The sequence below is a fragment of the Streptomyces sp. NPDC059008 genome, assembly GCF_042749045.1.
In the GTDB taxonomy this organism is placed as follows: domain Bacteria; phylum Actinomycetota; class Actinomycetes; order Streptomycetales; family Streptomycetaceae; genus Streptomyces.
On record NZ_JBHYJC010000029.1, the window covers coordinates 61,104 to 84,360 of the forward strand.

Consider the following 23,257-nt stretch of genomic DNA (forward strand, 5'->3'; position numbering starts at 1 on the left):
CGGTGTTGATCGGTGATGTGGCACGACGGTCCGGGGTCAGCGCCCGCATGCTCAGGCATTACGACACGCTCGGCCTGGTGCGGCCGACGGGCCGTACCGGCGCCGGCTATCGCGAGTATTCCGGCGAGGACATCCGGCGGATCTTCCATATCGAGAGCCTGCGGTCACTGGGGCTGTCGTTGCGTGACGTCGGCCGCGCGCTCGATGATCCCGGCTTCACGCCCTCGGAGCTCGTCGACGACCTCGTCCGCCAGACGCGAGAGCGCATCGCAGCTGAGACGGAGCTGCTCACGCGACTCCGCCGGATCGGTGCCGCGGAACCGGCCCGCTGGGACGACGTCCTCCAAGTCGTCGCGCTCCTCCAGGCGTTGAGGTCGAAGAACGCCGGGACGCGCCAGCGCGCGGCCTTGTCCTCGGTCGAGGAGGCTTCGGTGCCGGTGGAAGCACTGGTCGAGGCGGCGCTGAGCGAGACGGACCCGAATGTCGCCGGAGCCCTTCGATGGGCTTTGGCGCAATCCGGCGACGACGCGTTGGCGCTGCTGGCGGAGGGACTCCGCTCACCAGCAGCCGAGGTGCGCGAACGTGCCGTCCGGGCCGTTGCCGAGTTCGCGGACGGTGCGGCGACCGCACTGCTGCAGGACGCCCTCGCCAGCCCCGACATCGTGGTCCGCAGGTATGCCGCTCTGGCGCTCGGGCCACGTGGAGCGGCCGACGCGGTCCCGACGCTGATCGACATGATCCTCGAGGAGGCGAACGACGTCGAGGCAGCCGACGCGCTGAGCGCGCTGGCAAGCGATCCCGCGTTGGCGGATCAGATCGCCACCAGGCTCGTCGACTGCCTCGCCCACGCCTTTGTTGCCTCGTCCGCACGTCGACGGCTGACACAGGCGCTCGCGGATATCCCGGGAACCACGACGTCACGTGCCCTCGAAGAGCTGTCACATGACGAGGACCGTGCCGTTGCGCTTACCGCGACATACATCCTCGGGATGCGCGACGCACGATGACGGGCGGGCAGCCGGCCAGGTACGCCCTACTTCGGTGCCTGGAAGCCGCCGATCCTCTGCTCGAGCAGTTCGGCCAGCCGCAGCGGGGTACGGTCCTCGAACATCGGACCGATGAGCTGCACTCCCACGGCGTCGAACTCGGCGAAGAGCTGCCGCCAGCCGTGGCGGTGGAGCTCGCGGCGGCCGTTCGCCTCGATCCAGTCGCGGTGGCTCAACACCATCCCGCCACGGGAAAATGGGCAACGGAGCCCGAAGGCAGCAACTGCCTGTAAAGCATGGCGGCTTCGGTCAGATCGGGCAGCAGCGGAGTGTGCCGTTCGACGCGGGCGCCGCCGTCGACAGGCGCGTCGGCCACCCGGTTCACGCCCGCCCGCACGGCGGACCCGGTCGGAATGAGCGGATGCTCCTCGAGCACCAGCACCCGGAAGTCGTCGAGCCGCTCGTGGCGCGCGGGCGGCAGCGTCACGTCGTACGCCACACCGTGCGTCAACGGGTCCGGTCCGGCCATGACGTCGAGCAGCAGCGTGAGGTCGCGGGCGGTGCGCGCCATCGGACCGACGACGGCGAGGTCGAGTTCGACCGGCAGTGGCGGTGCCGGCGGCGCGACCATACCGCGGGTTGCCGCCAGTCCGAGTGTCGGCTTGTGCGCATAGACGCCGCAGAAATGCGCGGGGGTGCGCAGCGAACCGGCGAGGTCGGAGCCGATGGACAGCGTGCAGAATCCGGACGCCAGGGCCGCCGCCGATCCACCGGACGATCCGCCCGACGTACGAGCCCTGGAGGTCTCCGCAGTCGTCATGTTCCTCTTCGGTCAAAGGCAATTCGCCCGACCACCTCACTTGGGGTGCATCAGGCTGCCGTGACGGAACCCCTGGTACCGGACCTGGACGAGATCGCCTGGCAGGGCTGGTGGACAGGGGCCGAATGAGGTCGTCGATCAATGGCTCTCAGGAATCAGGTCAGCGGTCGTGCTGGAGGCGGTGCAGTTCGGCGAAGAGCCCGTCGCTCTTGAGGAGTTGGCCGTAGCTGCCCTGTTCGACGATCTGTCCGTGGTCGAGGACGATGATGCGGTCGGCGGATGCGACGTTGGTGAGCCGATGTGTGATCAGGAGGATTCCGCGGGTCTGGGCGAGGTCGCGCAGACCGGCGAACACGCCGTGTTCGGCACGGGCGTCGAGGGCGGCGGTGGGCTCGTCCATGACCAGCAGGTCGGCCTGCCGGTAGAAGGCGCGGGCGAGGGCGATGCGCTGCCATTGGCCGCCGGAGAGTTCCTGCCCGCCCCACCATTGGGAGGCCAGGAGGGTGTCGAGGCCGGAGCGGAGTTCTTCGACGACCTGGTCGGCGCCGGATGCCTTCGATGCGGTCCGGAGGCACTGCGGGTCGTCTTCGCGGGGCTGGCCGAGGTTGATGTTCTCGCGGGCCGTGAGGGGCCACTGGGCGTATTCCTGCGGAACGTGGGCGACCTGCCGCCACAGCTGTTCGGGGTCGATGTCGCCCAGGTCGACGCCGTCCCAGGTGATGGAGCCCTTGTCGGGGAGGTAGAGGCCGGTGATGAGCTTGGCGAGGGTGGTCTTCCCGGATCCGTTCTCGCCGACCAGGGCGACGATCTCTCCTCGGCCGACGGACAGGGAGACGCCGTTGACGGCCGGGGCCTGGCCGCCGGGGTAGGCGAAGACGATGTCCTCGGCGGTGAACACCCGCGGCCTCGATGGCGGGGTTTTGGGGCCGCGCCTCATCTGATGTCCCCCGGCCTCCTCCAGGAACGACGACCAGTCGTCCATGTACATACCGGTGCGGAAGAGGCGGGCCCACGCGGAGATGAGGGCCGACATGGCGGTGGACACGGTCCTCATCGCGAGGACGACGGTTCCGGCCCTGGCGACGGAAATCTGGCCGGAGGCCAGCAGGAGCGCGAGCGCGCCCCAGATGATCCCGGAGGACAGGCCGGAGATGACGGCGCCGGCGAGGCTGATACGTGCGGACCGCCAGGCGGCGGCCTGCATACGCTGCTGCACCTTGGCCGAGGTGGTGCGGTAGCGGCCGAAGAGGAACCCGAACATCGTGCCGGACCGGATCTGGTCGGCGAAGCGCTTGTCGATGATCCTCGAGCGCAGCATCGACAGCAGGCGCCGCTCGTTCGCGGTGCGGCGGGACTCGAGGTACTCCACCCGTGCCGCACGGATCGCCGAGACCGTACGCGGCAGCGCACCGAGGGCGAGCAGCGGCAGCAGCAGCGGGTGCATGACGGTGATGACAGTGGTCGCGCCGAGGAACGACATGATCGCGGAGATGACCTGGCGGGCTTCGAAGACGATGTCGCGGGAGACATCGGCGCCTCGGTCGGCGGCGTCCCAACGCTCGTTGTAGCCGGGGTGGTCGTAGGCGACCAGCTCGGCCTTCGTGCCGGCGGTCAGCAGATCGATCTCGGCTTCGCGGGCCACCAGCGGGGCGATGCGGTCGGCGAGCCAGTTCGCCGTGAGCCGGCACAGCGTCCGTAGCCCCACGGCGACGACCAGGAGGAGCAGGGCGGGGGCGGACTCCCGTAGGCGTCCGGCGATGTCGCCCGAGGTGATCAGCGAGGTGATGACGCTGGTGGTCGCCAGCAGTCCGAACGCGTCCATGGCGCCGGCGGCGACATCGCACACGATCATGCCGGCCACCGACTTCTTGTGGGTGCGCCAGCCGAGCGCCATGGCTTGCCGCATGAGCCGCGGCAGGCGTCTGGCCATGGCTAACGTGGTGACGCTCCCGAAGTCCGTTGTGACGCCGAGGCGTCGGACGCCGAGTTCCTCTGCCGGCGGCGCGGCCTGTGGGGGAATGGTGGCATGCGTTCTCACGCCGGGTGGGGTGTCGCGGTGGGCGTCTTCGGACATCGGCGCACTCCTGTAGCGGCAGGAAGACGGACGAGAAGAGCAACAGATGGTAGTCGCGCGATAGCGGAGTGTGCACGCGATTTACGTGCGGACATCACGCCGGCGAAGGCCCGCTGCTCAAGGCTCGTCGTTCTTCGCGCCCGCACGAGACCGGCGAGAGGGTGTGCCGGAGTTGTGGATCAAGGGCGAGTGCAGCCGGGCTGTCCGGCTCCCCCTCACCGCCCGTCCCAGCCGCCGGTGTTCAGCGGCCGGCGCGGGCGGATCAGGCAGCCGCCAGAGCGGATCAGGCAGCCTTGCGGGAGCGCTCGCGAGTCATGTGGCGCTTGATGCGGCGGCGGTCGTCCTCGCTCATCCCGCCCCATACGCCGTGGGCCTCACGGTTCTCCAACGCCCAGGCGGCGCAGGTCTCCAGCACCGGGCACCTGCGGCAGACCGACTTGGCCTCTTCGACCTGCAGCAGCGCCGGACCGGTGCTCCCGACAGGGAAGAACAGATCAGGGTCAACGTCCTTGCAGGCCCCACGGTCCCGCCAGTTCGGGTTGATCGGCAGGTCGGCGGAGGGGGAATGGCTGGTGCGTACGAGGGCGTGCATTGGGCCTCCAATCAGGTCCGTGAGTACGACACAGCCCCAGGGGGCCGCCCTGGGGCTGCTGCGCCATGGCGGCCGGACAGCCTCTCGTCTACCCGATCCCCGGCGGCGAACATCCGGGGATGCGCGGCCGTGCACCGAGTGCGGCGTGAACCGGACGCGGCAAACCTGTGAGGGGTGCGCCGTGCGCTGCACGAGGCCGCGCGCTGCACGAGAAGGAAGGGCTCATCCGTCGGACCGTCACCGTGGCCGCCGCAGCCGGCGGCACCGACCTCGTGTTGGCCGCCGTCCAGGGCCGGCACACCGCAAAGGGGGGACGAGCGCGCGGAGATCGTGAACTGGACAGCGAGCACCAGCGGGCCGCGCGGCGCCGCCGCTCCGAAGAAGCGGCGGGCACCGCGTCGGCCCCGGTGGGAGTCGCCGTTATCTGGAGGCGATCTTGCCCCAGCCCTGGGCGATGTCGTCCTTGGCGTGGCCCAGCTGCGACTCGGTCGGGAACCTCGGCGTGCCGGAGACCTTCGGCAGCTTGGCGGCCGCGGTCTTGTCGAGCGTGCCGTCCTTCTCCATGGCGGCCATCAGGGCCGGGCGGGCGTAGCCCTTGAGCCAGAGGTTCTGGCCCTCGGCGCTGTAGAGGTACTCCTGCCACAGTCGGGCGGCCGCCGGGTGCGGGGCGTTCTTGTTGATGGCCTGCGAGTAGTACTGCGAGAACTTGCCGTCCTCTGGGACCGCGACCTTCCAGTCGAGTCCCTTGCTCTTCAACTCGTCAGTGTACCTGGCGTTGAGGTAGTCCCAGTCGAGGACGATCGGCGTCTGGCCCTTCACGATGGTGGCCGAGGTGGACTGGACGGGCGTGTAGTTGCCGTTCCTCTTGAGCTTGGCGAAGAAGTCGAGGCCGGGCTGGATGTAGTCGAAGGAGCCGCCGCTGGCGAGGGCGGCTGCATACACACTGCCGAAGGCCGAACCCGACTTGGTGGGGTCGCCGTTGAGCGCGACCTGCCCCTTGTACTCCGGCTTGAGCAGGTCCTTGATGGTGGTCGGGCAGGTCTTCACGCGACGGGCGTCGCAGCCGATGGAGATATAGCCGCCGTAGCCGTTGTACCAACGGCTCATCGTGTCCTTCTGGCCGTCGGGGATGTCGATGAAGTCGGCGACCATGTACTGCGCGAGCAGATCCTGCTGGGCGGCGCTGTACGCGAAGGAGCTGCCGAGGTCGAGGACGTCGGGCGCCCGGTCCTTGCCCTTGCGGGAGGTGACGGCGTTGATCTCGTCCTGGCTGGCGCCGTTCGGGTTCTCCACCTTGACCTTGATGCCGTACTTCTTCTCGAAGCCGTCGATCAGCGCGCCGTAATTGGCCCAGTCGCGGGGGAGCGCGATGGCGTTCAGCGTGCCTTCCTCTTTGGCTGCCTCGACGAGAGCGTCCATGCCCCCGAAGTCCTTGGCCGTGATCGCGGTGGCCGCGCTCTCCCCGTCGGCGTTGGTCGACGCGTCGGAGCCCGCGCCACAGGCGCTGAGGACGAGTGTGGCGGCGACGAGGCCACCGGTAAGGACGGCGGATCTCGGCAGGATCTGGGTCACGGTCTCTCCAGAGGGGTACACATGGGGCACAGGGGACACACACGGGGATTCGCGTGGGGGGTGAGAACTTGTGCGAATACTCGTCTGAACAAGCTGGTCATAGTAGGCACGCTGTCGATGTCTGGTCCGTAACATCTTCGAAACTCTTAGCTACCATTCCTGCACATCTATGACGCGCAAGGGGATGTGCCACGGCAACTCGTCCACGCCGGTCGCGCTGCGCACACCGCTCGCCACTCTGCGTGAGAGGTTGAGGGGTCGGCGACCCGCCACCCGCTACGAGGTGGGGCAAAACCGTAAAACGCCCCGAAATCATCGCCGAACGCAACCCGGTGGGTCACTTGCCGTCGGGCGGATGCGGGCTTTCCATGCGGGAGAGCCACGTGGTGAGCAGCCCTTCGAGCGCCCGGGCCTCGGTGGGGGGCAGTAGGTCCAGCAGGCGGCGTTCGTTGCCCATGTGGTCGGTGAACGCCTGGCCGATGAGTTCGCGTCCGGGTCGGGTGAGGGCGACGATCCGGCCGCGCTGGTCGTCGTCGGAACGGCGGCGGGTGACGAGTCCGGCGCGCTCCAGGCGGTCGATCCGCTTCGTCATCGCGCCGGTGGTGACCATGGTGTGGGCGGCTATGCCGCCTCCCAGCTGCTCCCGACGAGCATCGCCTCGACCGTCATGGCGGTGTCCCCGCTGGCGATGATGCTCATCGGCTGGGCCCTGGTGTCCGAGCGCCCCGGCCTCGCGCACCTGGCCGGTGCCGCGATCGGGTTCAGCGGGGTCTGTCTCCTGCTGCTCACGGGGGCGGGAGGGGTGAGCCTGCCGGGAGTCCTCGCCGCGGCCGCGGCCATGCTCGTGTCGTCCTTCGGCTACATCCTGACCAAGCGATGGAAGACCGGTGTCGATGGGCAGGTGAACGTGCTCGCCTCGACCGCCTGGCAGCTCACCGCAGGAGGGCTGTTCCTGCTGCCGGTGTGCTGCCGCGTCGGCCCGCGCGCGGGCGCATGGACGACCAACTGCTCTGACAACGGCACCCCGTACCGAAGGCCGTGATGCGTTCCGGGAGTTCGTGAAGACTGTTGAGGCGCATGGTGGGTCGTCCGTCTTCGGGGACTCGACGGCGTCAAGGAGGCGAGGCGGCGAGCATCGAGGCCGTCAGAGCGTGGGGGAGGGGCCTCGTTGGGCGGTTTCTCCTTGCGTGACGCGAGCGGCGCCTAGAATCCCGGTGGAAACGTCGGTCACGGTGCAGCGACAAGGGGGCGTGTTGCGGGCAGCCAAAAACGTCGGAACCGTGTTCTTGTGTCTGCTTCTCGGCTTTTCGGCAGCCTGTAGTGAGCATGCGGGTGACCGCGAAGGGCGGCCCGCTCCCTCCTCCACGGGGGCGCCCAAGGTGCCGTTCGGCAAGGATCAAGTACGTGCGGCAATGCCGGACGTGGCGGACCTGCCCCCGGGCTGGAAAGAAGGAGAAGAGGGCCTGTTCGGGCGCCGGAAGGGATATGCCACGGTGGCGGAGGCGTATCGACGGTTCCGCGCCCCGGAGTTTCACGGTGGGCCGGTCGACTTTCGTGTGATGGCGTACGAGAGCCGGGCGGCTGCCGCCCAGGAGTACACCAGGCTGAAGTCGAAGGAAAAGCCGGGTTCCGTTCACTTGCCGAGGGCGGACGCGGCGTACATGTCGTGGGGTTGTTTCAGCCACGAGGTCTGCTTCGCCTCGATCAGGGCACGCGTCGGTCCGGCCCTCATCACGGTGAACCTCACCAACAAAGGCCCGACGTCAGATGATCCTCGGCTGCTGACCCCGTCGGCCCGGATGCTCATCGAGCGCGTTCGTCAGGCCCAGGATGGTCAGCATCCCAGCGCCCGGACAGGGTAGGCCACTGCCGGCGCAGGCGGTGTCATCTGGTCGGAAGGCAGTGCCGGGGCCAAGGAGAAGCGGCCGTCTTGGCGCATGACGGTCCCTCAGCTGCGGTCAGTCCGTGGACAGGGCTTCCAGCAGGTCTCCGACCTGGGGGTCGGGCAGATCGCGGGCGACATCGGCAAGTGCAACCATGCCGACCAGGTCACCTCCGTCGAGGACCGGCAACCTGCGCACCTTGTGCGAGGACATGGCGCGCAGGATCTGGTGCGTATCGTCATCGACGTCGACGGTCACGACCTCTCCCTGAGCGAGTTCACCCGCCTTCGTCGTTCTGGCGTCGAGTTCTCTGGCCAACACCTTGATGACGATGTCGCGGTCGGTCAGCATTCCCATGAGCCTGTTGTCACTGCCGCGGATGGGCAGGGCCCCCACGCCCAGCTGGGCCATTCTCTTGGCCGCCAGCACGACGCTCTCGTCCGCGCCGACGCACTCGGCGCCCTCCGTCATGATTTCCCGCGCGCTTGTCATGATTGCCTCCGGATGTATGAACAGCAGGGCTTCCCGCCACCACGCTCTGCGCGCTGATCACTTCGTACGCCGCGTTGTCAGCGGGCCGCATTCTGATGCCCCCAGACCACCCGGCCGTGCGGTTGCCCCGTCCGCGTGGCCTGCCGGCTCCGCGGGCGTCGGCCGGCTCGTCCCACATCGACGGGTACGGGGCCAGAACCGCACGGGCGGGGCGCTCACGCGTTGTCGGTGAGTGCGGTGTGGCCCTGGGCGCGTGCGCAGTGGGCGCAACAGTAGAACTTGCCATCGGTCTGGTGGCCGTGGCCGAGGATGCGGCAGCCACAGTTGTCGCAGATGGGCGCGAGTTTGTGGGCCGCGCATTCGAGGCTGTCGAAGGTGTGGACGGCGCCGGCCGCGCGGACCTCGAAGGCCATCTCGTAGTCGTTTCCGCAGACCTCGCAGGCTGCCATGGTGCTCTCCTCCAAGACTGGCGTGGTCAGGCCCGCGGGTCGCCGGCCTTCCGGTGCCGGCCCAGAGGGTGGGGCCGGCTGAACCAGGACCTCACGGATTCGGGCGCTCAGCGCGCCACAGAGGCCAGATGGCGCAGTGTGCCCACGGAGGCGGCTGGAGTTCGCCTTCGCAGGGGCCCTCCTCGGTGGCCCGGCAGCGCGGCGGGGCGGGCCGCGGTCCCGGCCCCTTCGATCACCTTCACCGCCATGCTGCCTCCTCCTCGTATGGCGGGCGGCCGGGCGGGACGGGTCAGTCCACGGACAGGGCGGTGAGGAGGCCTCCGACCTGGGGCGCGGGCAGCGCGTGGGCGACATCGGCGAGGGCGACCATGCCGACGAGGCGGTTGCCGTCGACGACCGGCAGGCGCCGGACCCTATGGCGGGCCATGGTCGCGATGATCTGGTCCGCACCGTCGTCGGCGCCGATGGTGACGGCTTCGCCCTGCGCGAGGTCACCGGCACAGGTCTGCTGCGGGTCCCGACCCTCGCCCAGCACCCTGATCACGATGTCGCGGTCCGTGAGGACGCCTTTGAGGGCGTTGTCCCTGTCGCAGATCGGGAGGGCGCCGACCCCGAGCTCGGTCATTTTGTGGGCGGCGTCCAGGATGCTGTCCTCGGTCCCGATGAATTCGGCTCCACAGGTCATGATGTCGCGTGCCACGGGCATCTCTCCCGCCTTCCTTCGGAGGGCTTCGATTCAGAGGGGTTTCGATCAGCTGGTGACGGGGCGGCCGCGGCTCGCGGCGTAGTCGCGCACGCGGTCGACCAGCCCCATTCCGGGGGCCAGGAGCCTGTTCAGGGGCGGGACGCCGGGCGCCTGGGGCTGTAGGCGGGTGAGGGCGGCCCGCTTCGCCTCGCGGACCTTCCTCCCGAGCTCCTTCAGGACGAGGGGCGGGACGCCGGTGCGTACCTCGCGGAAGAGATGGCGTTCCTCGTCCTCCACGTGCGAGGCGACCTCGGTGCGCAGCTCTCGTACGAGCCGGTCGAGGTCACGGTCGTCGGCATCGCGCCCTTCGAGGTCTTGGAGCCGTTCCTCGATGCTGCTGTGTTCGGCGATCTCGCTGTCCGCCCAGCGTCCGCCGTTCTTCAGGTGTGCGCGCACGGCGGGGTAGAGATACCTCTCTTCGGCGACCGCGTGGCGGACCAGCTCGACGGTCAGTGCGTCCAGGAGCAGCTTGCGCTCGATGCATCCGGGGGCCCGCTCGTAGAACTGCTCGAAGAGCTCGTTCGCCTCGCGGTGGTCGGCGGTCAGCTCCTCGATGATGTCGGCGTCGTGCTCCATGATCTGCCTGCCTTCCCGAGGCGCTGCGACAGCCGGTCCGGGCACGCCACGCGCAACGGCTTCGCTTGGCCGCCGACCACCACGCCGGGCAGCCGTGACCACACCGGATGCGGTCCGCGGCCGGTCGGCTCCGGCCTGTTCGCCCGGGCTTTGCGACAGCGCCGGGCGACGGTACGAGATCCGGTCCGGCAGCAACTACGGCTCCACGGTCCGGTAGCAACCACGGCTCCACCCTCACTCTGGGCGGAGCCTCCTCTCCTCTCCAGCGTCGCACGCATGCCTGCCCCGGGCATGCAGTCGCAGGGCGGGGGCCGATCTGCTCCATCCGCCGGCGACCAGCACCCTGACACCGTTCTGATCAGCCAGTTCGTGCAGGTTGGGCCGCCGCGACTCGAAGAAACGTGCGCACCTGTCTAGGTGCGGCGGCAGGCCAGGAGCGTCCTGGTGGCTCTGGTGTGCAGTACATCCAGTGCCTCTGTCTGCTGCCGCGCTCCGTCCAGGAGTTCGTGGAGGCGTCGGGCGTCCAGGCGCGGCTCCCGGGGTGCCCAGTTGAGGAGAGTGCGCCAAAGGAGGGTCTTGCCCTCGACGCCGAGACGCAGCGCCTCCAGCTCGACGACCGTGCTGAGAGCGGAGCGACGGAGGACGCGGCCATTGGGCTTCAGCCGCCTGGCCTTCTCGCCCGCCCAGGCCGCGTAGACCTTGTAGCGGCGGACAGGAACGCCGAGGGAGTTCATGAGACGGAGGAGTGCCTGCCGGTCGAGTGAGATCTCCGCGGCGAGGTTCTTCAAGTCACCGCCGAGGTCCGACCGCCGGTGAGCCCGAGCCATGCTCCGGCAGAGCTCGACACCGGCTGTGGCCCCGGCCACATGATCATTGAGGTAGACCGCGACCATCCGAGATTCCGCGAGCGGACCGCCCATGACCGACCTCCCTAGCTGGGACCAGAGGGTCCCTCCTGCGGCTGAGTGGCCAGTTTCAGCCTATCCAACGGTGGCCGCCCGCGAAGCCCGGCTCAGGCGCGGCGCCCGCTTCCCGCCTGGCCGCCCGCACTGCCCGTGCCGGTTCCACCAGATCGCCTTACTGTGGCTTTGAGGGCAACCCGTGCCGTGGATGTGTGGGCTGCGCGCCACCGAAGCGTCGGGTCCAGGCCCCGGTCATCAGTCGTCGTCCCCGCGTGCAGAAGGCAGGGTTCGCGGTTATCCGTAGGGCATGGCACCGATGTGGCAGCGCAAGCGGGATGATCAGCACGAGGACCGTGCGAACCGGCGGGCCGGGCGCGAGGCGGGCCGTGGGAAGGAAGGCGGCCGGCCCGGGCCGGACGAGCAGGTGGAGCGTAGAGCTCCGGATCAGCCCACCGAGTTGGCCAGGAAGTCGTGGGTGGCCGTGCTGAAGCGGACGGCCGCGGAATTCAAGGACGACGAACTCGCCGACCGGGCCGCGGCTCTGACGTACTACGGGATTCTGGCCCTCTTCCCCGCTCTGCTGGTGCTGGTGTCCATGCTGGGCATCGCGGGGGAGTCGGCGACGAAGAGCATCCTGGACAACATCACCAAGCTCACCCCGGGCGCGGCACGCGACATCATCACCAAAGCGGTGACGCAGTTGCAGTCCAGCAGCGGCACCGGATCGGTTCTGGCGATCGTCGGCCTGCTCTTGGCGCTGTGGTCGGCGTCGGGCTATGTGGCGGCGTTCATCCGCACCTCCAACGCCGTGTACGACGTACCTGAGGGGCGCTCGGTATGGAAGGTCACGCCCCTGCGGCTGGTTCTGACGCTGGTGCTGATGATCATGGCCTGCGTCAGCGCGCTGATCGTGGTGTTCACCGGTGCCCTGGCCAGGCAGCTCGGCGCTGCCCTGGGGGTGGGGGAGACCGCCTTGACGGTGTGGTCGATCGCCAAGTGGCCCGTCCTGGTCCTGCTGGTCACCGTCATGATCGCGATCCTGTACTGGGCATCACCGAACGCGAGAGTGCGCGGATTCAGGTGGATCACTCCCGGCAGCTTCCTGGCCTTGGTGATCTGGATGATCACGTCGGCGGGCTTCGCGCTGTACGTGGCGAACTTCGGCTCCTACAACAAGACCTACGGCACCCTGGCCGGGGTGATCATTTTCCTGGTGTGGCTGTGGATCACGAACCTCGCGATCCTGCTGGGGCTGGAGTTCGATGCCGAACTGGCCAGAGAACGCGCGATCGCCGGCGGCCATCCCGCCGAGGAGGAGCCCTACGTCGAACCCCGGGACACCCGCACCTGGAGCGACAAGGACCGCAGGGAGATGGGCGACAGGTGACCGGCGGGTCGCCCCGGCTTCTCGCGTGACCGGTGGGCTTCCCACTGGGAATCCCGATCGAGCTCTCTCGCCGGCAGCGGTTCTCGCAGCTCACTCCTCGATGAGGAGGCTCTCGCGCAGTTTGCTGCACGTTCGGTTCAACAGGCGCGATATCTGCATCTGGGTGACACCGAGTTCCTCCCCGATCTCGGCCTGTGTCATCTCCGCTCCGAAACGCAGTCGCAGAAGCTTGCGTTCACGGGCGTCGAGCTGTGCCAAGTGCGGTTTGAGGGCCTGGACGTGCTCCGCGAGGTCCAGGGCCGGGTCATTGCCGCCGACGAGATCGGCAACGAGCCCGCGCTGCTTGCTTCCACTCGCCTGAAGGGGCCGGTCGATGGAATCGGCGTCGTAGCCGTTGGAGGCGACGAGCCCTTCGAGGATCTCGTCCTCTGCCAGTCCCAGATGCGTGGCGAGTTCGGCGGTGGAGGGCTCATGGTTGCCCTCCGCGGCCAGCCGTTCGCGGGTGCGAGCGAGATCGGTACGGAGTTCCTGGAGCCGTCGGGGCACATGGACGGCCCAGGTCTGATCGCGGAAGTGGCGCTTGATCTCACCCTGGATGTAGGGGACGGCCAGCGTGGTGAACTCGACCTGTCGGTACACGTCATAGCGATCGATCGCCTTGATCAGACCGACGGCTCCGACCTGCAGTACGTCCTCGACGCTTTCGCCTCGGTTCTTGAACCGCCGGGCGACGTAACGGACCAGGGAGAGGTTCATCTCGATGAGGGTGTTGCGCGCGTACTGGTACTCCGGGGCTCCCTCCTCAGTGGTGGCGAGTCGTTCGAGGAACAGCGGCGACAGGTCCCGTGCGTCGGCCGGGGCGACGCACCGCGGCTCTTCGATCAACGGCAGAGGCTCCGCGGGCGCCGTGTGCAGGCTCTCCGAGGGCCTGCACCTTGTGGATGTCCGTGCCGTTGCTGCCGTCGCTGCCGTCGTGGTGCCGTTACTCGTCATGCCGTGGCTCCTAGCGATTGCTGTCGGCCTCGTCATCGGCCCCTACCCGTTCCCTCACATCCCATGTCAGGACACAGTCATGCAAGTCCTCTCCCACGCCTCAATTCAGCTATCTGACAAGGGAGTTGGAGTCAATCGCGCATGACTCTCGTGATGACCGGTCCTGGTGGCCGGCGGTCGCGGCGCGGGCTGGTCGGGTGCTTGTAGGCGGCGACCAGCTGCGGGTGGCTGCGGGCAAGGCGCAGTCCGAGAGCGCTGCCGAAGGAGTGCCCCAGCACGATGACCCGCTCTACGCCGAGCCGGGCGCGGACATGCTCGACCACTTCGACGGCGTCCGCCAGCAGCCGCGCGAAGATCGGTTCACCCTGGCCGGTCGGCTCCGGAGCGCCGCAGAGTCTTGCCGGCGCGCCGCATGTCCCAGCGCACCAGGGCGAAGTGCCGCTCCCCGTCGCGGGTGCGGTTCATGAGGATCGAGTTCACGGAGCCGGAGCGGCCGCGCAGTTCCACGATGACGGGCAACATCCCCTGGTAGCCGCGCTCAGTCCGGATGGCCGACGTCCAGCAAGGGGCACCCGCAGGGGCAGGCGGGAGAGACAGGAAAGGAGTCCGGTGCGCCTTTGCCGATGCGGCGTCAGGAGCGCCGAGGATGCCGGACCGGTCCGGCACCTCCTAGAGCGTGGCCAGGACGGAGTCGTCCTCGGTCCGGGCCCCGGGAAGCTGGTGGCGGGCGGCGACCAGTGCGGCGTCGATGTCACGGGTGCCGGTGGAGACGCACAGGGTGTAGGCGAGATCGTCCATCCGTCGGCGCACCGCGTCACTGGTCTGCTGTGCGTGCAGCAGTTCCTGGGCCTCGTACTTCTCCATGAGGTCCTGCAGCACGGCGGGGTGGGCCATGAGCATGTCCAGGTCTCCTTCCAGCGAGCGAATCACTTCACATCTCGGCTGCCCTGCCCCGCACCGCATACGCATACGCATACGCATGGGGTCTGCCTCAACCTCCGGCCGTAATCGCTCCTTTGCCACCATGCTCGACCTCGGGTCCGGAAAGCTGGTCGAACCGGCGATGGCGCTGTCGGTGAAACCGACGTTGGGCGATCACGTTGTGGGCCGGCCATGTGATCACCCTCGGCGAACAACGGGACAGTCAGCGGCGGAAGGCGGTGGGATGGGTATCGCCGCAGGTCGAAACTCGGTGAGTGACGCAGTGAGACGCCATCTTCCCCGGGCCGAGGAGCGTAGATGAAGTGGGCCATGAGTCAGGACTACGTCGCCATCGTGACGACGGTGATCATCGCTGAAGTCGCCGTCAGCAGCCTCCTGATGCATCAGTTCCTGAAGCCCTTCATGAGAGTGCGCCCCGCAGGGACCCCGGACTCCCCGGGCCGGACGCGGCGGCGCGGCACCGGCTTCTATGTCGCGACGTCGTTCGTTCTGGTGTGGATCGGTCTCGTCGGCAAGCTCACCGATGTAGAAGTCGACCTGTTGGCATGGTCCGGTACGGAACACCCTGAAGGGACCGGCGCGGACCCCGAGCTGGCCGAGGAGGCCTTCCGTTGGGCCTCAGCCTCCCTGTGGGTGCTGGTGGGTCAGGGTCTTGTCCAAGCCGTCATGGAAGGCGTACGGGCGGCACTGTCCCATGCGGGAAACGAGGGCCCTTCTGGGAGCGGCGACGGGGACCCGACCTCCCAGGCCCACGGGGACCCGACCTCCCAGGCCCAAGGGGTGGACGGCCGTACTCCGAGCCGCTGAGCGCCGCGGAGCGGCCGTTGCAGGTCTCAGGCCGTGTCCGATGTGGCACGTGACCGCGGGCTCACCCCTGGTCCAGACCCCAGACGCATATCCGGCCGTCCCGGCCGGCCGTGAACATGACGGCGCGGCGGTGCAGTTCCGCGATGCGCACCGCGACGACCTCGTCCGTGTGCCCGCTGACCGGGTCCCCGAGAAGACCGCGCCCGTGCAGGTCCCACAGGCACACCAGGCCGTTCCTCGCACCGGTCACAGCGAGGGGGCGGCCGTTCAGCACGCCGGCGTCCATGCAGCAGATGCCGTCGGCCTCCGGATCGGTGGCGTCTCCCGGCAGTCCGACGGGCTCACTCCACGCGCCGGTTCCGGGGTCGCCCAGCAGCATCGACGTCCCGCCCGCCGCCACCACGAGCGTCCGGCCGCCGACGGCGACCGGGCCGACCCCGCCGGCCGGCAGGGGAGCCGACCCGAACTCGACGACAGGCGTCATGCCGTCGGCGTTGCGCACCATCACCCGCGCGTCCGCACCGGCGGAGACCACCACGGGGCGTCCGCCGAGCTGTCCGGAGGCGAGCCCGCCGATGCTGTCGCGATGCCAGCACACGTCGACGGGATCGGCGCGGTAGGTGACCGCGAGCCAGTTCTCGTCCTTCCACTCGGTGACGGAGTCACGCCGGGCCGGGTCCCACAGCCGCACCGGGGCACCGGCGCTGCTGTCGCCGGTGATGAACACGGACCGCCCGCGCACTTCCATGGTCGAGGTCCTGGCCACGCCTCCGTGGGCCTCACGGATGTAGGTCAGCACCGCACCGGTGTGCAGATCCCACTGGGCGAAGGGCTGTTCGTACCCTCCGCCGCCGACCACGATCTGCCCGTCGTGCACCAGGGCGCCGATCGAGAGCTAGATGAACGAGGCCGATGCCGTCAGTGGTCATAGGTGAGGAGCGAGCGTTCGACCGGGGAGTCTGGAGTCGTGTGGATCCAGGGCGTCGTCACACACGAGCCGACCGACGCCCTTCGTCGTGGTCGCGGCCGAGGAGCCCTCGTCCGTCGTAGCCGAGGTGGATCTTCGTGGCCACGGGGACCTGGTGTTCCAGGAGGAACCGGACTGACGTACGCTATGTGATCGTGTCGCGACTCTCAGGTGATGCGGGCGGCGAGGATGCTGGACCAGGGACAGTGCGGCAGGCGGTCGTCCTGGCCGGCGGCTTGGGCAGCCGGTTGCGGCCACTGACGCGGACCCGGCCGAAGACGATGGTCGAAGTGCATGGCACTCCGATCCTGCGCCATCAACTCGACTGGTTCGCCGAGTCGGGCGTGGAACAGGTCGTCGTCTCCGCGGGGCACCTGGCGCCGGTGATCGGCGACTACCTCGCCGGCCACCAGCTGCCGCTGCGTACGGATGTGGTGGTCGAGGAACGGCCCCTGGGCCGCGGCGGCGGACTCAAGCTCGCATCCGCCGCCCTGGACCGGCCCGACGAACCGTGGCTGGCGGTGTACGGGGACATCTGGACGCGGTTCTCGCTCGCCGGGATGTTCGCTCACCACCGGCGTCACGCCGCGCTGGCCACGGTTGCCCTGCCCCGTCCTTGGCTGCCCAGGGGCAGCGTCGAGTGTGACGAGCGGGGCCGGGTGACCACGCTCGTCTCGCACGTCCCACCGCCCCTACGGGTCAACGGCGGCGTCTACGTCTTCGACCCGCGCGTCATGGAACTGCTGCCCGACGAGGGCGACCACGAGGAGGTCACGCTCCCCCGTCTGATACGAGCACGGCAGCTGATCGGCTATCCGGTGGACGGCCCGTGGCGGGCCATCAACACCCCCCATGACCTGGACGACATCGAACGCGAACTCGCGGCGGTTACGGATGACGCGTAGAAGAGGAGCGCCATGCTGCTCGGACGGATCGGTGTATGGAGTGTGGGGCTCACCCACGGGGACCGCGCCGAGGCGAGGGAGTCCGCGGCGGAGCTGGAGGCACTCGGCTACGGCACGCTGTGGTTGGGCGGCATCCCCGGCGACAACCCGCAGGCGGATCTCGCTGCGGCAGCCGAAGTGCTGGCGGCGACCAGACGGACGGTGGTGGCGATCGCCTGCCTCTCCATCTGGACACACACACCGGACCAGCTCGCCGCGGCCTACGGGGCACTGCCCGCCGCCGACCGCGCCCGACTGATCACGGGCCTGGCGGTGAGCCATGCCCCGTTCGCCGCACACTACCGGCAGCCGCTGACCGCCATACGCCGCTATCTCGACGCTCTGGACGCCATCGGCACCGGACCGCCGCCCTCCGCACGGCTCATCGGCGCGCACCGCCCGCGGATGACGCAGCTGGCCGCGGCCCGGACCGCCGGCACCCAGCCCTATCTCGTGGAAACCCGCTACACCGCGCGGGCTCGTGCGCTGCTGGGCACGGGCCCGTTGCTGGCTCCGGTGCAGACCGTGGTCCCGCTCACCGACCCGAGCGCGGCACGGGCAGCGGCTCGCACGGTGCTCGCGCCCTATCTGACACTGCCCAACCTCACCCGAACCTGGCTCGACTCGGGTTTCACCGAGGCCGATCTCCGGCACGGCGGCAGCGACCGCCTCGTCGACGGGCTCGTCGCCTGGGGGGACCCCGAGCGGATCGCCGCCCGCATCACCAGCCATCTGCGGGCCGGTGCCGACCACGTCGCCGTCCACGTCGTCACCGAGCACCCCCGAGCCTTCCCACGCGCCGCTTGGCGCGACCTGGCCTCACTGCTTCCGACCCCCTGAACGATGCCGCCGGCCGCGGGAGCGCGGTGCGTACGGGCGTCGTTCGTGGTGGTCCTCACGGCCGACCTTCCCTGCGCGCGGCAGGAGACGGTCGCCGCGCATTTCTCCTACCCATCAACCTTGTGGCGAGGTGGCACAGTTGGCGACTGACGAAGACCTGGCCTGTCAAGAGATCATCGGTCGGTACCAGTTCAACGGGGCGGGCGCCGGTGCGATGGCCCGGCTTCTCCGAGCACTCGGCGACCCGGGACGCAATATGCGGGGCATGACCGTCACCGGCACGAACGGCAAGGGATCGACCTGCGCGTTCGCCGTCTCAGCGTTGGCCGCGGCCGGACTGCGGACCGGAAGCATGCCCAGCCCGCACCTCCAGCGTGTCACCGAACGCATCCGGATCAACGGGGCGCCCGTCTCTCCCGCCGCATGTCACCGTGCCTTTCTCAAGGTCGACGAGGTCCTCAGGAGTACGGGGCTGGTGGTCAACGCGGGAGCGGTGCACGCGGCCGCGGCCGCGGTTCACTTCGCCGTCGCGGGAGTGGACGTGGCCGTCTTGGAGGCGAACATCGGTGGCCGACGCACCGCGGTCAACCGCTTCGACACCGGAGTGAAGGTCATCACCGGAGTGGGACTGGACCACGAGCATCTGCTGGGGAGGACCCTGGGTGAGATCGCACGGAACAAGGCGGGCATCGTTCGCGACGGCGACCATGTCGTGCTCGGCGAGATGCCCGAGGAGGCGGTAGAGGCGGTAGAAGACGTCCTCAGCCCTCACACGGGGTTGACCGTCTGGCGCCTCCCTCAGGAAGTCCGCTGTCGGCCACGCACGGCCGGCGACGGGCGTACCGTGCTGGAAGTAGCCACCCCGCGCGCTGTCCACCGGGACCTGACCTGTCCGCTCCGGGGAGAGCACCAGCATCGCAATCTGGCTCTTGCCGTGGCCGGCATCGACGCGCTGACCGAACGAGGGTCGATCCGCGGCATCTCGGAGGAGGCGCTGCGCAGCGGCCTAGCCGCGACCCGCTGGCCCGGCCGCCTCGAACTACTGGCACCGGCCCACCTCGATTCCTGGACCGGCCGCCTACTGCTCGATATCGCCGCCAACCACCAGGGTGCGGCCACCGCGGCCCCGGAAATCCTTCGGCAGTCCCGCGCCGCTGAGCGCACCGCCCTCGTCTTCGGCACCCTCCAGTACAAGAACGTGGCAACCATGCTCGAACCACTGCCGGCGGACTGGCCGGTGGTACTGACCCGGGTCGGACACCCCAACGAAGCAGACCCGGCCGAGATGCGCACCACCCTGGCGCCGCGCCGCGAACTGTACGTACGGCAGGAGACCGCTGACGCCGTCCGCCACGCCACCGAACTCGTCGGGGCCGGCGGCCTCGTCACCGTTCTGGGAACTCCCCTCCTGATCGGCCGTGTCCGTGAACTGTTCCAGCTCCCTCCCGGCTGACCGCTCACGGCGGGCCCGGTGGTGTGGTGCGCAGCGGCAGGCGGAGCCGAAGGACGGATTCCTGTGCTGCGGCACACCTGTGCCCGGGAACAGCGTCTTCGCTCAGCGGCCGGAGGAGCACCAGCTCACTGTCCGCGTCCGTGGACGCCGAACGACCCGCCACGCGGTCACCGAGGCGCGGGGCCGATGGCGTCGGCCCGGCAGGCTCCACAGACCTGTGTGGGGCCGCCTTCCGTACGCACCAGGGCAGCGGCGGCGGCGACGAAGGCGCGGATGCGGGCGTTGTCCGCCGCTGTCCGCCACACCGCACCGAACTCGGCGGGTGGCGCGTCCGGATAGGGGACGAAGGCGATCGTCGGGCGGGTCTGGTACACCGCTGTCTGGCTCGGGACGGGATGGACACCATGGCCGGCGCCGACCCGGGCCAGCGTCTCCTGGAGCGAGCCGGCCGGTAAGCAGGCTCTCGCCGGCGAGGTCACCTTCGCCGACCGCGTCGCGGCGCGCCAGCCGGTGGCGGGCGGGAACGGCGAGCATCACGGCGTCGGATATCAGCACCGGTCCGGCCGTCAAGTCCGGTTCGTCGACGGGGAATCGGACGATCGCCAGGTCGGCCTCGCCGGACCGCAGGGGCCCGTACGGGTCACCTTCGGGGACCTCATGGAGTCGCACCTCGCACTCGGGGTTGCCGGAGCGCAAGGCGGCCTGGACGGAGAGCACCAAGTCACCCTGCAGCGCTCCGGAGAAGCCCACACGCAGCGGTCCGGCGACACCCCGGCCGGCCTCGGTCGCGCGCGCGATGCCTTCCTGGATACGTACGAACGCCGGGCCGATGTCGTCCCGGAGGCGACGGCCTACCGGGGTGAGGGCCACCCGCCGGCTGGTCCGTTCGAACAGCGCGGTGCCGAACCGGCGCTCCAGCTTCTTGATGGTCTGGCTGACCCGGGCCTGCGAGACGAGCAGCCGCTCGGCGGTACGCGCGAAGTGCAGTTCCTCGGCGAGCGTCAGGAAGATCTCGATCTCACGGCTTTCCATAACCCTCAGGTTATCGATCGTTGCGGGGTTCGGCATTGTTCGGAAGTCGCCGCACGAGCAGGGTTGATGACGTCACCTCCGCAGGTCCCGCCCGGAGGGGGGCCTCGATCACCTGTCCAGAAGTCATGAGGAATGGAGCACGCCATGGCACAGCCACTCATCGTCATCACCGGCGCCGGTACGGGCATCGGCGCGGCCACCGCACGCGCCTTCGCCGACCGCGGTCACCCGCTTCTGCTGCTCGGCCGTCGCCTCGACCGGCTCACCGGCCTGGGCCTGCCCCGCGCGCTGGCGCGGGCGGTGGACGTCACCGACCGCTCCGCGGTGGCCGCCGCGGTCGCCGAGGCCGAGGCCGCCTTCGGGCCCACCGACGCGATCGTGAACAACGCCGGGACGATGCTGCTCGGCGAGGTCGCCGCCCAACCGGCGCAGCAATGGGACCAGATGGTGGACGTGAACGTGCGCGGTCTGCTCAACGGCATCTCCGCGGTACTGCCCGGCATGGTCGACCGCGGAACCGGCACGGTGATCAACATCGGCTCGGTGGCAGGTCTCAAGAGCTACCCGAAGCACACCGTCTACAGCGGCACCAAAGCCGCGGTGCACGCGATCTCGGAGAGCCTGCGCGAGGAGGTCGCCGCGCACGGAGTGCGGGTGGTCACCATCGCCCCGGGCGCGGTCCGTACGGACCTGCTGTCGCACACCACCGACGAGGCCGCCAAGGCCGATTACCAGGCGTTCAAGGACGCGGTGGAACTGCCGACGGCCGATGAGATCGCGGAGGCGGTCCGTTGGGTCTACGAGCAACCACAGCGGATCACCGTCCGCGAACTGGTACTGGCGGCGACCGGACAGGCCGCGTGACAGGCCAGGAGGGGGAACCGCCGAGTGTGCGGCACGAACTCCCCCTGGGGCAGGATCGGGTCGAGTCCGGGGCGCTGTGGTTCGCGCGGTAGGCCGAAGAGGCCGGGGGCAGGCGCGCCGACCCCCGGCGGCCGCGCCGCTAGTCCGGCGGGCCCATGATCGGCTCCAGCTCCCCCGGCACCTCGATCGTGAGCGTGCCGTCCCCGTCGTCGAAGGCGGTCAGCGCGGTCAGGGTTCCGTCACGCCACCAGTACAGGTACGGGGAGATGGGGCCGCTCCCCGCGTCGGCGTCGTTTTCGTACGCTTCGAGGCCGAAGGACGCCAGCGCTTTGACGGCTGTGCCCGCATGCTGATCCATGATCGGGTGGAAGGCGAAGTGATGCCTACCGGGGACGGCGACCAGCACGCCTTCGGGCGGCGGCGGGTGTCCGTGGGTGGTCCGCATGACCTCGTCGAGCACCAGCACCTGGCTCCCCACGTAATGGGAGTCGCCGTCGACGAGGTGGAGGACCGTCCCGTCGTCGAGCTCGACCGTGTCGTACTCGAACGGATCCTCCAGGAGGTTGGCCCGTCCGGCCGCCCGCAGCTTTTCCAGCCCGCCGTACTGCGCCACGTCGCTGTCCCTGAGCATGCTGACGGCGTCGCCCAGGTCGACGGAGAGGGCTTCGACGAGACCCTCCGCCACGGGCCGCATGTATGCGTAGGCGTCGACGATCTCCGGCGGCAGCATGTCGGCGGCTATCAGCCGGAGATAGACCATCCCTGACATGTTGTCAGGATTGCGATCGGGATGGCTGTTGGGGTTGTGGAAGATATTCACAGCAGGAGCGTAGGGCGCCCCACTGACAGTCCCTCGCCGCGAAGCCGACACCGGCCGCGGCACCCGGATCGATTGCACCGGCCCCTATCGCGATCCACCAGTCGGTCTCCCTCGCCCAGTTCGGCAACCTGATCTGGGTTCTCCGTCGGGCCGCATGGCGGTGCCGGGTCTGGCCTCGCCGTCTCCTGGGGAGTCCCACGCCAGAACCGGCGTCCTCGGTGCGGAACGCGGACGTTCTCTGGAATGCCGGAGTCCGTCGCCGCAGGGTCGAAGTCCGGTCGCCTCGACATGAGTTGCTTGATAGGCGGGTGCAGGAAGGGATGCGCTGGCCCGTCGACCTGCACGGGAAGCCCCGTTGCCAAGGCTAGGGCTCGTCGTCGACCGCGCCGGGTGCCAGGGCGGGGGAGGGGAAGGTGTGACGTGCCTCGCCGCCGGACCACCACACACCGATGGCGAGGACCGCAGCCGCCTCCAGCAGCGCCGCGCGGGACAGTCCGCCGCAGGACAGGGGGGAGCAGCCCATCGACGTGATCAACTCTGCCGCGAGGTCGGCCGCGGCGGGCGTGCCGGCGCAGAAGGGCACCGCCAGGGGCGCGCCCTCGAAGGCGGGTCGCGGCAGGGCCCAGATGCTCTCGTGGCAGATGCCGAAGACCTTGGCGACACCGGCGTCCGGCGCGGCGGCCGCGATACGCGTGGCGACGGAGTCCGTGCCGCCGGCGGTGGTCAGCAAGGGCCCGTCCGGGCCGGGCTCCATCGGCACCGTGCAGTCGAGCACCGTCCGTCCGGCCAGAACCGGGGCGAGCTCCCGGGCCAACCGCGGTGCGCTGTCCGCTGGTACGGCCATCAGGACCGCCTCGCCGTAAGAAGCCGCCTCGGTCAGGTCGCCGTGCCCGGCGGCTTCGATCCTCGCCGCGGCCGTGGCCGCGGCCGCTACGTTCCGCCCGCCCACCAGGACCTCGTGCCCGGCCCGTACCCAGGCGCCGCCCAGGGCGGTGGCCATCGAGCCCGTGCCGAGAATGCCGATGCGCATGGTGCTGCTCCCTTTTGCTCTTGCCTCGTGGGATGTCATGACCGGAACGCTAGGCGGGCCGATGCACACCGCGCGGTGTGCATCGGC

25 protein-coding genes and 2 pseudogenes are annotated in these 23,257 nt (G+C 69.4%); 9 read left to right on the forward strand and 18 right to left on the reverse strand.

The genetic code is table 11. The features are described 5' to 3' along the window. Positions 1-2: 2 nt before the first annotated feature. Positions 3-1,007 (forward strand): HEAT repeat domain-containing protein, encoded by a 1,005-nt coding sequence (locus ACFWZH_RS27765; protein WP_384436844.1) that lies wholly within the window; start codon positions 3-5, stop codon positions 1,005-1,007. Positions 1,008-1,033: 26 nt separating this feature from the next. Here ACFWZH_RS27765 and ACFWZH_RS27770 read toward each other — a convergent pair. From ACFWZH_RS27770 to ACFWZH_RS27790, 5 genes and pseudogenes are all read right to left on the reverse strand, one after another. Then, a pseudogene (locus ACFWZH_RS27770) lies at positions 1,034-1,782 on the reverse strand (amidase family protein); the annotation flags it as partial. A 184-nt stretch (positions 1,783-1,966) separates the two neighbouring features. Then, entirely contained in the window at positions 1,967-3,736 is a 1,770-nt protein-coding gene (locus ACFWZH_RS27775; RefSeq protein ID WP_384436847.1) for an ABC transporter ATP-binding protein, read from the reverse strand. A 427-nt stretch (positions 3,737-4,163) separates the two neighbouring features. Then, complete coding sequence (locus ACFWZH_RS27780; RefSeq protein ID WP_384436850.1) at positions 4,164-4,472, reverse strand: WhiB family transcriptional regulator; 309 nt, start codon at positions 4,470-4,472, stop codon at positions 4,164-4,166. A gap of 420 nt (positions 4,473-4,892) precedes the next feature. Beyond that, positions 4,893-6,044, reverse strand: coding sequence for an ABC transporter substrate-binding protein (locus tag ACFWZH_RS27785; protein WP_384436853.1), 1,152 nt, complete (start codon positions 6,042-6,044; stop codon positions 4,893-4,895). 337 nt (positions 6,045-6,381) lie between these two features. Continuing rightward, positions 6,382-6,675, reverse strand: a pseudogene (locus ACFWZH_RS27790) (MarR family winged helix-turn-helix transcriptional regulator); the annotation flags it as partial. A 57-nt stretch (positions 6,676-6,732) separates the two neighbouring features. Here ACFWZH_RS27790 and ACFWZH_RS27795 point away from each other — a divergent pair. Continuing rightward, positions 6,733-7,086 carry a hypothetical protein gene (locus ACFWZH_RS27795; protein WP_384436856.1) on the forward strand — a complete coding sequence of 118 codons (354 nt, stop codon included), beginning with the start codon at positions 6,733-6,735 and terminating at the stop codon, positions 7,084-7,086. Between the two features lie 172 nt (positions 7,087-7,258). Then, complete coding sequence (locus ACFWZH_RS27800) at positions 7,259-7,906, forward strand: hypothetical protein (protein WP_384436859.1); 648 nt, start codon at positions 7,259-7,261, stop codon at positions 7,904-7,906. Between the two features lie 96 nt (positions 7,907-8,002). On the opposite strand, the gene ACFWZH_RS27805 is transcribed toward ACFWZH_RS27800, so the two are convergent. From ACFWZH_RS27805 to ACFWZH_RS27825, 5 genes are all read right to left on the reverse strand, one after another. Beyond that, positions 8,003-8,419 carry a CBS domain-containing protein gene (locus tag ACFWZH_RS27805; protein ID WP_384436862.1) on the reverse strand — a complete coding sequence of 139 codons (417 nt, stop codon included), beginning with the start codon at positions 8,417-8,419 and terminating at the stop codon, positions 8,003-8,005. 215 nt (positions 8,420-8,634) lie between these two features. Next, positions 8,635-8,868 carry a hypothetical protein gene (locus ACFWZH_RS27810; protein WP_384436865.1) on the reverse strand — a complete coding sequence of 78 codons (234 nt, stop codon included), beginning with the start codon at positions 8,866-8,868 and terminating at the stop codon, positions 8,635-8,637. A gap of 289 nt (positions 8,869-9,157) precedes the next feature. Beyond that, positions 9,158-9,574 (reverse strand): CBS domain-containing protein, encoded by a 417-nt coding sequence (locus ACFWZH_RS27815; protein ID WP_384436868.1) that lies wholly within the window; start codon positions 9,572-9,574, stop codon positions 9,158-9,160. A 45-nt stretch (positions 9,575-9,619) separates the two neighbouring features. Further along, on the reverse strand, positions 9,620-10,189 hold the full coding sequence (locus ACFWZH_RS27820; RefSeq protein ID WP_384436871.1) for a hemerythrin domain-containing protein: 570 nt from the start codon (positions 10,187-10,189) through the stop codon (positions 9,620-9,622). 413 nt (positions 10,190-10,602) lie between these two features. Further along, positions 10,603-11,109 (reverse strand): hypothetical protein, encoded by a 507-nt coding sequence (locus tag ACFWZH_RS27825; protein WP_384436874.1) that lies wholly within the window; start codon positions 11,107-11,109, stop codon positions 10,603-10,605. Positions 11,110-11,407: 298 nt separating this feature from the next. Here ACFWZH_RS27825 and ACFWZH_RS27830 point away from each other — a divergent pair, with 298 nt between their 5' ends. Further along, positions 11,408-12,478: a YihY/virulence factor BrkB family protein gene (locus tag ACFWZH_RS27830; protein WP_384436942.1), complete on the forward strand. Its 1,071-nt coding sequence runs from the start codon at positions 11,408-11,410 to the stop codon at positions 12,476-12,478. 90 nt (positions 12,479-12,568) lie between these two features. On the opposite strand, the gene ACFWZH_RS27835 is transcribed toward ACFWZH_RS27830, so the two are convergent. From ACFWZH_RS27835 to ACFWZH_RS27850, 4 genes are all read right to left on the reverse strand, one after another. Beyond that, complete coding sequence (locus ACFWZH_RS27835; RefSeq protein ID WP_384436877.1) at positions 12,569-13,471, reverse strand: SigB/SigF/SigG family RNA polymerase sigma factor; 903 nt, start codon at positions 13,469-13,471, stop codon at positions 12,569-12,571. 131 nt (positions 13,472-13,602) lie between these two features. Continuing rightward, positions 13,603-13,827 carry an alpha/beta fold hydrolase gene (locus ACFWZH_RS27840; protein ID WP_384436945.1) on the reverse strand — a complete coding sequence of 75 codons (225 nt, stop codon included), beginning with the start codon at positions 13,825-13,827 and terminating at the stop codon, positions 13,603-13,605. Positions 13,828-13,831: 4 nt separating this feature from the next. Next, positions 13,832-13,990, reverse strand: coding sequence for a hypothetical protein (locus tag ACFWZH_RS27845; RefSeq protein ID WP_384436880.1), 159 nt, complete (start codon positions 13,988-13,990; stop codon positions 13,832-13,834). A gap of 150 nt (positions 13,991-14,140) precedes the next feature. Continuing rightward, positions 14,141-14,371 carry a DUF5133 domain-containing protein gene (locus ACFWZH_RS27850; protein ID WP_384436883.1) on the reverse strand — a complete coding sequence of 77 codons (231 nt, stop codon included), beginning with the start codon at positions 14,369-14,371 and terminating at the stop codon, positions 14,141-14,143. Positions 14,372-14,710: 339 nt separating this feature from the next. On the opposite strand from ACFWZH_RS27850, the gene ACFWZH_RS27855 reads away from it, so the two are divergent. Beyond that, entirely contained in the window at positions 14,711-15,220 is a 510-nt protein-coding gene (locus ACFWZH_RS27855) for a hypothetical protein (protein ID WP_384436886.1), read from the forward strand. Between the two features lie 61 nt (positions 15,221-15,281). Here ACFWZH_RS27855 and ACFWZH_RS27860 read toward each other — a convergent pair whose 3' ends face one another. Then, positions 15,282-16,097 (reverse strand): hypothetical protein, encoded by an 816-nt coding sequence (locus ACFWZH_RS27860; RefSeq protein ID WP_384436889.1) that lies wholly within the window; start codon positions 16,095-16,097, stop codon positions 15,282-15,284. 242 nt (positions 16,098-16,339) lie between these two features. Between ACFWZH_RS27860 and ACFWZH_RS27865 the strand changes: the two genes are divergently transcribed. The 3 genes from ACFWZH_RS27865 (at position 16,340) to ACFWZH_RS27875 (ending at position 19,424) form a co-directional block, all read left to right on the forward strand. After that, entirely contained in the window at positions 16,340-17,092 is a 753-nt protein-coding gene (locus ACFWZH_RS27865) for an NDP-sugar synthase (RefSeq protein ID WP_384436948.1), read from the forward strand. Between the two features lie 12 nt (positions 17,093-17,104). Continuing rightward, the gene (locus ACFWZH_RS27870) at positions 17,105-17,971 is read left to right on the forward strand and encodes a TIGR03620 family F420-dependent LLM class oxidoreductase (protein ID WP_384436892.1); all 867 of its coding nucleotides are present in this window, start codon (positions 17,105-17,107) and stop codon (positions 17,969-17,971) included. A gap of 139 nt (positions 17,972-18,110) precedes the next feature. Then, positions 18,111-19,424: a bifunctional folylpolyglutamate synthase/dihydrofolate synthase gene (locus ACFWZH_RS27875; protein WP_384436895.1), complete on the forward strand. Its 1,314-nt coding sequence runs from the start codon at positions 18,111-18,113 to the stop codon at positions 19,422-19,424. Positions 19,425-19,526: 102 nt separating this feature from the next. On the opposite strand, the gene ACFWZH_RS27880 is transcribed toward ACFWZH_RS27875, so the two are convergent. Next, on the reverse strand, positions 19,527-20,492 hold the full coding sequence (locus ACFWZH_RS27880) for a LysR family transcriptional regulator (RefSeq protein WP_384436898.1): 966 nt from the start codon (positions 20,490-20,492) through the stop codon (positions 19,527-19,529). 108 nt (positions 20,493-20,600) lie between these two features. On the opposite strand from ACFWZH_RS27880, the gene ACFWZH_RS27885 reads away from it, so the two are divergent. Further along, the gene (locus ACFWZH_RS27885) at positions 20,601-21,320 is read left to right on the forward strand and encodes an SDR family oxidoreductase (RefSeq protein ID WP_384436901.1); all 720 of its coding nucleotides are present in this window, start codon (positions 20,601-20,603) and stop codon (positions 21,318-21,320) included. 139 nt (positions 21,321-21,459) lie between these two features. Here ACFWZH_RS27885 and ACFWZH_RS27890 read toward each other — a convergent pair whose 3' ends face one another. Next, positions 21,460-22,089, reverse strand: a complete 630-nt coding sequence (locus ACFWZH_RS27890) for a hypothetical protein (protein ID WP_384436904.1) — start codon at positions 22,087-22,089, stop codon at positions 21,460-21,462. A gap of 415 nt (positions 22,090-22,504) precedes the next feature. Then, positions 22,505-23,170, reverse strand: a complete 666-nt coding sequence (locus ACFWZH_RS27895; protein ID WP_384436907.1) for an NADPH-dependent F420 reductase — start codon at positions 23,168-23,170, stop codon at positions 22,505-22,507. Positions 23,171-23,257: the final 87 nt, after the last annotated feature.

What these genes read in the sequence shown, in the direction of transcription:
- ACFWZH_RS27775 (WP_384436847.1), bottom strand. Translation starts at nt 3,736, where the DNA reads ATGGCCAGACGCCTGCCGCGGCTCATGCGGCAAGCCATGGCGCTCGGC.
- ACFWZH_RS27780 (WP_384436850.1), bottom strand. Translation starts at nt 4,472, where the DNA reads ATGCACGCCCTCGTACGCACCAGCCATTCCCCCTCCGCCGACCTGCCG.
- ACFWZH_RS27795 (WP_384436856.1), top strand. Translation starts at nt 6,733, where the DNA reads ATGATGCTCATCGGCTGGGCCCTGGTGTCCGAGCGCCCCGGCCTCGCG.
- ACFWZH_RS27805 (WP_384436862.1), bottom strand. Translation starts at nt 8,419, where the DNA reads ATGACAAGCGCGCGGGAAATCATGACGGAGGGCGCCGAGTGCGTCGGC.
- ACFWZH_RS27810 (WP_384436865.1), bottom strand. Translation starts at nt 8,868, where the DNA reads ATGGCAGCCTGCGAGGTCTGCGGAAACGACTACGAGATGGCCTTCGAG.
- ACFWZH_RS27815 (WP_384436868.1), bottom strand. Translation starts at nt 9,574, where the DNA reads ATGCCCGTGGCACGCGACATCATGACCTGTGGAGCCGAATTCATCGGG.
- ACFWZH_RS27820 (WP_384436871.1), bottom strand. Translation starts at nt 10,189, where the DNA reads ATGGAGCACGACGCCGACATCATCGAGGAGCTGACCGCCGACCACCGC.
- ACFWZH_RS27825 (WP_384436874.1), bottom strand. Translation starts at nt 11,109, where the DNA reads ATGGGCGGTCCGCTCGCGGAATCTCGGATGGTCGCGGTCTACCTCAAT.
- ACFWZH_RS27830 (WP_384436942.1), top strand. Translation starts at nt 11,408, where the DNA reads ATGTGGCAGCGCAAGCGGGATGATCAGCACGAGGACCGTGCGAACCGG.
- ACFWZH_RS27835 (WP_384436877.1), bottom strand. Translation starts at nt 13,471, where the DNA reads ATGACGAGTAACGGCACCACGACGGCAGCGACGGCAGCAACGGCACGG.
- ACFWZH_RS27850 (WP_384436883.1), bottom strand. Translation starts at nt 14,371, where the DNA reads ATGCTCATGGCCCACCCCGCCGTGCTGCAGGACCTCATGGAGAAGTAC.
- ACFWZH_RS27855 (WP_384436886.1), top strand. Translation starts at nt 14,711, where the DNA reads ATGAAGTGGGCCATGAGTCAGGACTACGTCGCCATCGTGACGACGGTG.
- ACFWZH_RS27870 (WP_384436892.1), top strand. Translation starts at nt 17,105, where the DNA reads ATGCTGCTCGGACGGATCGGTGTATGGAGTGTGGGGCTCACCCACGGG.
- ACFWZH_RS27880 (WP_384436898.1), bottom strand. Translation starts at nt 20,492, where the DNA reads ATGCCGAACCCCGCAACGATCGATAACCTGAGGGTTATGGAAAGCCGT.
- ACFWZH_RS27885 (WP_384436901.1), top strand. Translation starts at nt 20,601, where the DNA reads ATGGCACAGCCACTCATCGTCATCACCGGCGCCGGTACGGGCATCGGC.
- ACFWZH_RS27890 (WP_384436904.1), bottom strand. Translation starts at nt 22,089, where the DNA reads ATGTCAGGGATGGTCTATCTCCGGCTGATAGCCGCCGACATGCTGCCG.
- ACFWZH_RS27895 (WP_384436907.1), bottom strand. Translation starts at nt 23,170, where the DNA reads ATGCGCATCGGCATTCTCGGCACGGGCTCGATGGCCACCGCCCTGGGC.